The organism is Eikenella sp. Marseille-P7795 (assembly GCF_916618725.1).
GTDB lineage: Bacteria > Pseudomonadota > Gammaproteobacteria > Burkholderiales > Neisseriaceae > Eikenella > Eikenella longinqua.
In genome coordinates this window covers 92,208-101,546 of sequence record NZ_CAKAJZ010000009.1, presented here as the reverse complement: position 1 = coordinate 101,546, position 9,339 = coordinate 92,208, and the positions used below count along the sequence as shown (strand labels likewise).

12 protein-coding genes are annotated in these 9,339 nt (G+C 60.3%); 6 read left to right on the top strand and 6 right to left on the bottom strand.

Annotated features, from left to right (window positions below; all coding sequences use genetic code 11):
* The first annotated feature begins 10 nt into the window (after positions 1-10).
* The gene (gene aroA / locus LG371_RS10865) at positions 11-1,303 is read left to right on the top strand and encodes a 3-phosphoshikimate 1-carboxyvinyltransferase (RefSeq protein ID WP_225748485.1); all 1,293 of its coding nucleotides are present in this window, start codon (positions 11-13) and stop codon (positions 1,301-1,303) included.
* 100 nt (positions 1,304-1,403) lie between these two features.
* On the opposite strand, the gene LG371_RS10860 is transcribed toward aroA, so the two are convergent.
* The 5 genes from LG371_RS10860 to LG371_RS10840 all read right to left on the bottom strand — a co-directional run bounded on the left by LG371_RS10860 (position 1,404) and on the right by LG371_RS10840 (position 5,630).
* Positions 1,404-2,462: a sulfate ABC transporter substrate-binding protein gene (locus LG371_RS10860; RefSeq protein WP_067591488.1), complete on the bottom strand. Its 1,059-nt coding sequence runs from the start codon at positions 2,460-2,462 to the stop codon at positions 1,404-1,406.
* Positions 2,463-2,857: 395 nt separating this feature from the next.
* Positions 2,858-3,898 (bottom strand): anthranilate phosphoribosyltransferase, encoded by a 1,041-nt coding sequence (gene trpD / locus LG371_RS10855; RefSeq protein WP_225748482.1) that lies wholly within the window; start codon positions 3,896-3,898, stop codon positions 2,858-2,860.
* A gap of 133 nt (positions 3,899-4,031) precedes the next feature.
* A complete protein-coding gene (locus LG371_RS10850) occupies positions 4,032-4,478 on the bottom strand; it encodes a GatB/YqeY domain-containing protein (protein WP_067591478.1) in 447 nt (148 codons plus the stop codon).
* Positions 4,479-4,547: 69 nt separating this feature from the next.
* A complete protein-coding gene (locus LG371_RS10845) occupies positions 4,548-5,123 on the bottom strand; it encodes an aminodeoxychorismate/anthranilate synthase component II (protein WP_225748481.1) in 576 nt (191 codons plus the stop codon).
* 168 nt (positions 5,124-5,291) lie between these two features.
* A complete protein-coding gene (locus LG371_RS10840) occupies positions 5,292-5,630 on the bottom strand; it encodes a hypothetical protein (RefSeq protein WP_067591472.1) in 339 nt (112 codons plus the stop codon).
* Here LG371_RS10840 and LG371_RS10835 point away from each other — a divergent pair.
* The 5 genes from LG371_RS10835 to LG371_RS10815 all read left to right on the top strand — a co-directional run bounded on the left by LG371_RS10835 (position 5,629) and on the right by LG371_RS10815 (position 8,656).
* Entirely contained in the window at positions 5,629-5,817 is a 189-nt protein-coding gene (locus tag LG371_RS10835) for a hypothetical protein (RefSeq protein ID WP_225748480.1), read from the top strand. The two genes, LG371_RS10840 and LG371_RS10835, sit on opposite strands and share 2 nt — an antisense overlap.
* 171 nt (positions 5,818-5,988) lie before the next feature.
* A complete protein-coding gene (locus LG371_RS10830) occupies positions 5,989-6,159 on the top strand; it encodes a hypothetical protein (RefSeq protein WP_225748479.1) in 171 nt (56 codons plus the stop codon).
* 293 nt (positions 6,160-6,452) lie between these two features.
* Positions 6,453-7,301: an aldo/keto reductase gene (locus LG371_RS10825; protein ID WP_225748478.1), complete on the top strand. Its 849-nt coding sequence runs from the start codon at positions 6,453-6,455 to the stop codon at positions 7,299-7,301.
* 72 nt (positions 7,302-7,373) lie between these two features.
* Complete coding sequence (locus LG371_RS10820) at positions 7,374-7,922, top strand: NAD(P)H-dependent oxidoreductase (protein ID WP_067591460.1); 549 nt, start codon at positions 7,374-7,376, stop codon at positions 7,920-7,922.
* 77 nt (positions 7,923-7,999) lie between these two features.
* Complete coding sequence (locus LG371_RS10815; RefSeq protein ID WP_067591457.1) at positions 8,000-8,656, top strand: NAD(P)H-binding protein; 657 nt, start codon at positions 8,000-8,002, stop codon at positions 8,654-8,656.
* A 74-nt stretch (positions 8,657-8,730) separates the two neighbouring features.
* On the opposite strand, the gene LG371_RS10810 is transcribed toward LG371_RS10815, so the two are convergent.
* Positions 8,731-9,312 carry a flavin reductase family protein gene (locus LG371_RS10810; protein WP_067591455.1) on the bottom strand — a complete coding sequence of 194 codons (582 nt, stop codon included), beginning with the start codon at positions 9,310-9,312 and terminating at the stop codon, positions 8,731-8,733.
* Positions 9,313-9,339 lie beyond the last annotated feature (27 nt).

Below are 9,339 nucleotides of genomic sequence, written 5' to 3'. Positions count from 1 at the left end.
CACCCACACCATGACCGCCTCCCTCTACCTGCCCGCCTCCCGCCTGCGCCCCTCCGCCCTTACCCTGCCCGGCTCGAAAAGCATCAGCAACCGCACGCTGCTCCTCGCCGCCCTGTCCGACAACGCCTGCCGCATCGAATCGCTGCTCGATGCCGACGACACCCGCCACATGCTCGCCGCGCTGCAAGCCCTCGGCGTGCGCATTGAAAAACACAGCGCCCACAGCGTAACCGTGCACGGCTGCGGCGGCCGTTTCCCGCAGAATCAGGCCGACCTGTTCCTCGGCAACGCCGGCACCGCCTTCCGCCCGCTCACTGCCGTGCTCGCCCTGCTCGGCGGCCGCTACCGCCTGCACGGCGTGGCGCGCATGCATGAGCGGCCGATTGGCGATTTGGTGGACGCGCTGCGCGTGGCCGGCGCCGATGTGCAATACGAAGGGCAGGCCGGCTACCCGCCGCTGCGCATCGGCGCATACCGCGAAAGCGGCGTGCGGCGCATACCGGTGCAGGGCAACGTGTCCAGCCAGTTTCTCACCGCGCTCTTGATGGCGCTGCCGCTCACCGGAAAGGTGCACGAAATCGAAGTGCGCGGCGAGCTGATTTCCCAGCCCTATATCGACATCACGCTCAAGCTGATGGCGCAGTTTGGCGTGCACGTAGCGCACGAAGATTACCGCCTGTTCAGGCTACCTGAAAAAGCAAAATACCACGCCCCCGCCGCGCTGCACGTGGAAGGCGACGCTTCCGGCGCATCCTATTTCCTCGCCGCCGGGCTCTTGGCCGCCGCGCCCGTGCGCGTATATGGCATCGGGCGGCACAGCATCCAGGGCGACACCGCCTTTGCCGCCGAACTGGCGAAAATCGGCGCCACGGTGGAATGGGGTGAAAACTATATTCAGGTAGCCCGCCGCTCCGGCCAGCCAATCCGAGCCTTTGATTTGGATGCCAACCACATCCCCGATGCCGCGATGACGCTGGCCATCGTGGCCTTGGCCACGGGCAAGCGGTGCAGCCTGCGCAATATCGGCTCGTGGCGCGTGAAGGAAACCGACCGCATCGCCGCCATGGCCGCCGAATTGCGCAAACTCGGCGCGCGGGTGGAAGAAGAAGCCGAAGCCATCCACATCACCCCGCCGCCACGCCTGGCCGCCAACGCCCGCATCGACACCTACGACGACCACCGCATGGCAATGTGTTTCGCGCTGGTGTCGCTTTTGGGTGTGCCCGTGGTCATCAACGACCCGCAATGCGTAAACAAAACCTTCCCCACTTATTTCAAAGTGCTTGCGGGCATGGTGGCATAAGGCTGCCCGAGGCGCAAAAGGCTACCTGAAAAATAGTTTTCAGGTAGCCTTTCAGCCTTTTGGGTTGAAGCAGGTTTGATCCGTTGAAACCAAGCGGCGCTTATTTCCCCGGCGCTTTCATCAGCTGGTCGAACACGCCGCCGTCGCCGAAGTATTTGGGCATGATTTCCTTCCACGGGCCGAACACATCGGTGGGGCGGAAGGTTTCCACCGGCGGCAGCGTGCTAGCGTGGGCGGCGAGCACTTCGGCATTGGCCGGGCGCAGATACAGGCTGGCGCCGAGCTCTTGCGCCTCCTTGCTCCACAGGTATTGCAGGTAGGCGGTGGCCGCTTCGCGCGTGCCGCGTTTGTCCACCACGCTGTCCACCACGGCCACCGGGCTTTCCATACGCACCGAGTAGGCGGGATACACGATTTCAAACTGCCCTTCGCCAAACTGCTTGGTGGCGAGCTGGGCTTCGTTCTCAAACGTTACCAACACATCGCCAATCTGGCGCTGCACGAAAGTGGTGGTGGCCGCGCGGCCGCCGTTGTCGAACACGGGCACGTTGTGCATTACCTTGCCCACGAATTCGCGCGCTTTGGCATCGTCGCCGTTGTTGGCCTTCAGCGCGTAGCCGTAGGCACCGAGGAAGGAATAGCGGCCGTTGCCGGTGGTTTTCGGGTTGGAGATGATCACCTTAATGCCGTCGCGCGCGAGGTCGTTCCAATCGCGGATGTTTTGCGGGTTGCCCTTGCGCACGAGGAAGACGGTGGTGCTGGTAAACGGCACTGCGTTGTCCGGCAGGCGGCTCTGCCATTCGGGAGAAACGAGGCCTTTCTCCACCAAAAGCTCGATGTCGGAGCTTTGGTTCATGGTGACCACATCGGCCTGCAAGCCGTTGGCCACGGCCAGCGCCTGCTTGCTGGAGCCGCCGTGCGACTGCTTAATGGTGATGTCGGGGTGTTGCTGGTTAAACAGGGGGTTGTATTGTTCGTAGAAATTGCGCGCCACGTCGTAAGACACGTTGGTGAGCACGATGTTGCCGGCGGGCGCGGCGGCATTGCCGGAAGCGGCAGAGGCGGCGGAAGCGCCGTTGCCGGAGGCGCCTTCTTGCGGCGAGCAGGCGGCCAGCAGCGCGGCGGCGGCCAGCAATGAGCCGAATTTGCGTATCGACATGATGTTTCCCTTTCGGATGGATTGGATTGCAGACAGGTGCTACTCTACCGAGCGGCGGCACAAAAGGGAAAGAACCGTTGGTTGTTTGTTTAGACGGTTTGCTTATATGGCGGGCGGCGATGCGCCAAGCGGGTAGTTTCTTTCGCCGAGCATGGTAAAGGCTACCTGAAATTTATTTTTCAGGTAGCCTTTTATCAATTCAAACCCAGCAAGAGTAGGCTGCCGGTAGGGTGTGTGGCGCAGCCACGCACGCGGCGGAGAATACGCCCAAACCGCGTGCGTGTGTTCCGCACACACCCTACGGTTAGGCTGAAATTTTAGGTAGCCTTTTCTTTTCAGGTAGCCTTCCATCCTTTCAGGCAAACCCATTCAAGGCTACCTGAAACCTTGCCGCCTCAGCCCGCCTGTGCGGCCAGCTTTTGCGAGAAGGCGGCCACTTCGTCGCGTTTGGCACGGGCTTTGCCGCTGTCGATGGCTTCGCGCGCCATGTCCACGCCTTCGTCGAGCGTGGCGGCCACGTTGCCGGCGTAGAGCGTGGCGCCGGCGTTGAGCAGCACGATGTCGCGGTATGCGCCCGCTTCTCCGGTGAGCACGCGGTTCATCATGGCGAGCGATTCGGCGGCGGAGGCCACTTTGATGTCGTCCAAATTAGCGCGCACGGGGAGGCCGAATTGCTCGGGGTGGATGTCGTATTCGGCGATGAGGCCGTCTTTGAGCTCGGCCACGCGGGTGGGGCCGGTGAGGGTGATTTCATCCAGCCCGTCGCAGCCGTGTACCACGAGGGCGTGCTTGCTGCCGAGCTGCTGGAACACGCGGGAGAGGATGCCCACCAAGTCGATGTGGAACACGCCGATGAGCTGGTTGGCGGCGCCGGCGGGGTTGGTGAGCGGGCCCAACACGTTAAACACGGTGCGCACGCCGAGCGCGCGGCGCACGGGGGCAACGTATTTCATGCTGCTGTGGTGGTTGGGGGCAAACATGAAGCCGGCGCCGCAATGGTCGATACATTGCCCCACCTGCCCGGGCGTGAGCGAGAGGGAGATGCCGGCCAGCTCCATCACGTCGGCCGAGCCGCTGGAGGAAGACACGCTGCGGTTGCCGTGTTTGGCCACTTTGGCGCCGGCGGCGGCGGCCACAAACATGGCGGTGCTGGAAATATTGAAGGTGTGAGCGCCGTCGCCGCCGGTGCCGACCACGTCCACCAGCTTATCGGGCTCGGCCACGGGCACTTGGGCGGCAAATTCGCGCATCACTTGGGCGGCGGCGCTGATTTCAGACACGGTTTCCACTTTGATGCGCAGGCCGATGAGGATGGCGGCAATCAGCTCGGGGGCCACTTCGCCGCGCATGATTTGGCGCATGAGGCTGGTCATTTCGTCGTGGAAGAGCTCGTTGTTGCTGAGCAGGCGCTGGAGGGCTTGTTGGGGGGTGAACATGGTTTGTGCTTTCTTTGCGGTGGGTTGGATATATTGGAAGAAACTGGCTTTGCTCGTTTTCAGGTAACCTTTGCGGAAAAAAGGAAAGGCTACCTGAAAAATGTTTTGGGTTTCAGGTAGCCTTTTGCCTGCGCTATTTTTGCAGGGCGGCTTTGAGCAGGCGGCTCACGTCGCTCATGTCGGCTTGGCCAGCGAGGCGTTTTTTCAGCACGCCCATGGCTTTGCCCATGTCGGCCATGCCGGAGGCGCCGGTTTCGGCAATGGCGGCGGCCACGGCGCTTTGGATTTCGGTTTCAGAAAGCATTTCGGGCAGGTAGCGCTGGAGGATGGCTACTTCGGCCAACTCTTTGTCGGCCAGGTCTTGGCGGCCGGCTTGGTGGTAGATGGCGGCGCTTTCTTTGCGCTGCTTGATCATTTTGCTAAGCATGCCAGTGATTTTGGCGTCGTCGGCTTCTTGGCGCTCGTCCACTTCGTAGCGTTTGATTTCGGCATTGGCGAGGCGGATGGTGGAGAGGGCGAGGGTGTCGTGGGCGCGCATGGCGTTTTTCATATCTTCGGTGAGGCGGGCTTTCAGGCTCATGATTTTTCCTTTGTTTGCGATGGATTGGGATGGGCTGCCGGGCTGGAGTTGCAGGCAGCCTTGGCGATTTTAACGCCGGGCGTGCTGTTTGAGGAAGTTGTTGAGCATGGCGTGGCCGTGTTCGGTGAGCAGGGCTTCGGGGTGGAATTGCACGCCTTCTATGGGGTGCTGTTTGTGGCGCACGCCCATGATTTCGCCGTCTTCGGTCCAGGCGGTGATTTCGAGGCATTCGGGCAGGCTGGCGCGCTCGATGGCGAGGCTGTGGTAGCGGGTGCAGTTTACGAGGTTGGGCAGGCCGGCAAACACGCCGCTGTTGGTGTGCCGCACGGGTGAGACTTTGCCGTGCATGAGCTTTTGCGCGCGCACGATGCGGCCGCCGAAGGCTTCGCCGATGGCTTGGTGGCCGAGGCATACGCCCAAAATGGGAATCTGCCCGGCAAAATGCTGAAGGGCGGGCACGGAAATACCGGCTTCTTTGGGCGAACAGGGGCCGGGGCCGATCACAAGGTATTGCGGCTGCATGGCGGCGATGTCGCTAAGGCTGATGTCGTCGTTGCGGCGCACGCTGATTTCTTGGCCGAGCTCGGCGAAATATTGAACGATGTTGTAGGTGAAGGAGTCGTAGTTGTCGATAAACAAAAGCATGATTTGGATATACTGCTGATTTAAAATTGATTGTTTGATACACGGCAGCTGATGCCCGCTTCTATTTTGCCGGTTGCTGCTGCGGTTTCAAGAACCTAATGCTGGATTTCGCTCTCCAGCGAATGCGTGATTCTGCCACCTTTTCGCCTTCTGGGGAAAGTGTCGTTTTCATGCAATGGCAAATTTTGCTGATGTTTTAGCCATCCATATAGCGGATTTCAGGTAGCCTGATTCGTCTTTCTGCTTGCTTTTTCTCTTCAAACTAAAAACCATCTGTCGGCAGCCAACCATCTGTTGCAACAGAGCTTGTTCGGCAAAGACATGAACGCGGTATCGCGCGAGCTGCTGGCCTTCTTTGAGGAACACAAACGCAGCGGCAAGGCTATTGCCGCGCTGCTGCGCAACTATTACGAGGCCTTGGCAGCGCAGGGCAACCCGAACCAGCAGGATGTGTTCGGCGAGCAGGCCGCACCCGACAAACAGCAACTTTTGGAAAGAACGATACATGACTACGAACAAGAACACGGACGAAACGCAGGCAGCGGGCAACTCTTCGAGCGGGCAGACGAGCGACCCGCTGGCGAGCCTGTTTCAGAAACTGAACCGCAACCCGCAGGCCGCCGAGGCGATGAGGCAGGCGCTGGCGAAAACCAAGGCGGAACTGGGCGAGACGGAGGACAAAGCGGAAGAGTAGCGGAGGAAGATGCGCCGAGATTCAGCCGTAGCGCGATGAAAGATATCGCGGCAAACATCCGCCGCGGGCGCGAGGCAATGAACCGGGCGCTGACGGAGAAAACCACCGTACACCGCGCGATGTACCGCAACGGCATCGGCTGGGTGGATTTTGTGTGGGGAAATGAGGGGGTTGTCCGTCTACGACCTCAACCGCTCCGACAACGTAGACACCGTATTCACCGGCAGCGGCTACACCCTCTCCGCCGGCCAAATGGACGCGCAAAACTACCGCAGCCAAAACGGCATCATGGTCACCGCGCCATCCAACCGCATCGCCTATAAAGATTGCAGCCCGCGCTAAACATCAAGCCGCCCGCCAAAGCAAACCGCCTGCCGGGGAAAGAACCGCAGGCGGTTTGCCTTGCCTACCAACAGAGGCTACCTGAAAAAAAGAAACCACCGTTTTTCAGGTAGCCTCTAATCATCCCCAGCTGCAAATTGCTAGCCCGCAGCCGCCTACCTTATACTGCTTCCCGGCATGCAGGCTACCTGAAAGAGTGAGCTTCAACGAAGTGGACCGATGTCTTGCGAAGCAAGGCTGAGTTCCTGCAAAGCCAAAACCTATCCCACTATTCTTAATAAGGATTTCCCCATATGCACACCCTCCCCCTTGCTAACAGCGTAACCATCCCCCTCGTCGGCTTCGGCGTGTACCAAATCGCCCCCGAAGAAACCGCCCGCGCGGTTGCCGATGCCGTTCAGGCAGGCTACCGCCACATCGACACGGCGCAGGTTTATCTGAACGAAACCGAAGTCGGGCAAGGGATTGCAATGTGCGGCGTACCGCGCGAAGAATTGTTCGTTACCACCAAAATCTGGGTGGAAAACGCAGGCGAAGCCGCCACCCGCGCCTCGCTCGACCGCTCGTTCAAACGCCTGAACCTCGACTACATCGACATGGTGCTTATCCACCAGCCCTACGGCGACGTCTATGGCACATGGCGCGCGCTGGAAGAAGCGCAGGCGGCAGGCAGAATCCGCGCCATCGGCGTGAGCAACTTCGCCCCCGACCGCGCCGTCGATTTGGGCACATTCAACCGCGTCATGCCGCAGCTCAACCAAATCGGCATCAACCCCTTCCGCCAGCGCGCCGACGAAATCGCCGCCCTGCAAGCCGAAAACATTGCCGTATCCGCCTGGTCGCCCTTTGCCGAAGGGCAGAACGGCATCTTCCAAAACCCCGTGTTAAGCCGAATCGGCGCGAAATACGACAAATCCGTGGCGCAGGTCATCATCCGCTGGCTGGTGGAACAGAACATCATCGTCCTGTCCAAATCCACCAAGCCCGAACGCATGGCGGAAAACCTCGACGTGTTCGACTTCGCCCTTTCAGACGACGACAAAGCCGCCATCGCCACGCTGGACGGCACATTCTCCACCGCGCCGCGCTATCAGGGCGTGGAACGCGTGAAGTGGATGGCGGAACGAAAATTCGGGCAGTAGCCGCCAAGCAGCAGGCTACCTGAAAACTCTTTTTCAGGTAGCCTCTAAACCAATCTCACACAAGGAAATCCCATGAAAACCCTCATCATCCTCGCCCATCCGAATCTCGCCCAATCCACCGTAAACCGCCGCTGGCTTGCCGAATTGGCGAAACACCCCGAACATTACACCGTCCATAAACTTTACGAAGCCTATCCCAGCGGCAAAATCGACGTGGCGCGCGAACAGGCCTTGGTGGAAGCACACGACAACTTGGTATTCCAATTTCCCGTGTACTGGTTCAACTGCCCGCCGCTGCTGAAACAATGGTTCGACGACGTGCTCGCCTACGGCTGGGCATACGGCTCGAAAGGCAAAGCCCTTGCAGGGCGCAAAACCGGCATCGCCGTCTCGCTCGGCGCGCCCGCCGCCGACTACACCGCGCAAGGCTCGGTCGGCCACACCGTTGCCGAAGCCCTGCGCCCCTTCGAACTTTCCCTGCGCTACTGCAACGCCGATTGGCAGCCCCCGTTCGCCTTCCACACCATCGACAGCAACGCGGGCTACGATGCTGCCGCCGAACAGCTCGTCGCCCAGAGCGCGGCGGATTATCTGGCGCACCTGCAAAAATATTTCGGCTGAACCCATTGAGGCAGCCTGAAAACACCCCGCTGTTTTTCAGGCTGCCCCGCACACAGTCCAACCAAAAGGAACACAACATGAAAGCCCTCGTTATCGGTGCCACCGGCGCAACCGGCCAAGCCCTGCTGCCGCTGCTCGCCGCCGCGCCGCAAATCGCGCAAATCGACAGCTTCGGCCGCCGCGCCCCCGATTTTGCCCACGAAAAGCTGCACAACCACATCATCGATTTCAATAATCCGCAGGATTGGGCAGACGCGGTGCGCGGCGACGTCGTGTTCGCCTGCCTCGGCACCACGCTCAAAGCCGCAGGCAGCAAACAAGCGCAGCGGCGCATCGATTTCGATGCCAACCTTGCCTTTGCCCGCGCCGCACGGGAAAACGGCGTGCAGACCTTGGTTTTGGTGTCCGCCGCCGGCGCAGACCCCACCTCGCGCATTTTCTATCCGCGCATGAAGGGCGAACTCGAACAGGCCGTTGCCGCGCTGCACTTTCCGCACCTGCTGGTTTTCCGCCCCCCGCTGCTCATCCGCCCGGGCAGCGACCGCTTCGGCGAAAAACTGGCCGAACGCCTGTTTGCCGCGTTCAACGCCGTCGGACTGCTGCAAAGCCAACGTCCGCTGCCCGTGGCAGATTTGGCGCGCGCCATGTTGCAGGCCGCCCTGAACCCGCCGCCCCGACCGGTGAAGATTTACCCGCCCGCCGACATCCGCGCCCTGCTTGCCAAGGCTGCCTGAAACCCCGCCCGCACAAAAAACGGCTTGAAACCGTCCCATCCGGTTTCAAGCCGTTTTCGTATTGCTTGGGGCTGTTAGAAAGGCATATCGCTTTTCACGTTCACGCCTTTGCCCGTGATATAAAACTGCCCGCCCGCCACATAGTGCAGGTTTTTCAATTCGTCGCCCACTTCGTCAAATTCCCAATGCCCGTTGCGGAACACGCGGTCGTCGGCATAGGCGGCGATGACTTGGCCGATAAACAAATCGTGCGTCTGCTGGTTGTGCGGCTCGGGGATGAGTTTGCACAGAATATAGGCGGAGCAGCCTTTAACCAGCGGAATGTCCGCATCGCTTTGGTAAAACAGTTCTATGCCATTGTCGGCGAGCTTGTTCGGGTTGTCCTTGCGGCTTTGCCCCATGGCGATGACGGTTGCCGCCTGATTGGCAAACGGCACTTGCAGGGCGAAATAGCCGCTGCCTTCCACCAGAGAGCGCGTGTAGGCGGCTTTGTCCAAAACGAGGGTTACTTTGGGATTGGGATAAAAATCCAGCACGCAAGACCATGCGGCGGACATGACGTTTTCCACGCCGCCGTGTTTGGCGGACACCATCACGGTGGGGCCGTGGTTGAGCAGGCGGTAGAATTTTTCCAAGGGTACGGGTTGCAGGGCCATATTTTTCCTCAATGCTTGTTGGAACGG

Bases quoted from the DNA above. Each gene is read 5' to 3' on its own strand.
- aroA (WP_225748485.1), top strand. From the start codon at position 11: ATGACCGCCTCCCTCTACCTGCCCGCCTCCCGCCTGCGCCCCTCCGCC.
- LG371_RS10860 (WP_067591488.1), bottom strand. From the start codon at position 2,462: ATGTCGATACGCAAATTCGGCTCATTGCTGGCCGCCGCCGCGCTGCTG.
- trpD (WP_225748482.1), bottom strand. From the start codon at position 3,898: ATGTTCACCCCCCAACAAGCCCTCCAGCGCCTGCTCAGCAACAACGAG.
- LG371_RS10850 (WP_067591478.1), bottom strand. From the start codon at position 4,478: ATGAGCCTGAAAGCCCGCCTCACCGAAGATATGAAAAACGCCATGCGC.
- LG371_RS10845 (WP_225748481.1), bottom strand. From the start codon at position 5,123: ATGCTTTTGTTTATCGACAACTACGACTCCTTCACCTACAACATCGTT.
- LG371_RS10835 (WP_225748480.1), top strand. From the start codon at position 5,629: ATGACTACGAACAAGAACACGGACGAAACGCAGGCAGCGGGCAACTCT.
- LG371_RS10840 (WP_067591472.1), bottom strand. From the start codon at position 5,630: ATGTATCGTTCTTTCCAAAAGTTGCTGTTTGTCGGGTGCGGCCTGCTC.
- LG371_RS10825 (WP_225748478.1), top strand. From the start codon at position 6,453: ATGCACACCCTCCCCCTTGCTAACAGCGTAACCATCCCCCTCGTCGGC.
- LG371_RS10820 (WP_067591460.1), top strand. From the start codon at position 7,374: ATGAAAACCCTCATCATCCTCGCCCATCCGAATCTCGCCCAATCCACC.
- LG371_RS10815 (WP_067591457.1), top strand. From the start codon at position 8,000: ATGAAAGCCCTCGTTATCGGTGCCACCGGCGCAACCGGCCAAGCCCTG.
- LG371_RS10810 (WP_067591455.1), bottom strand. From the start codon at position 9,312: ATGGCCCTGCAACCCGTACCCTTGGAAAAATTCTACCGCCTGCTCAAC.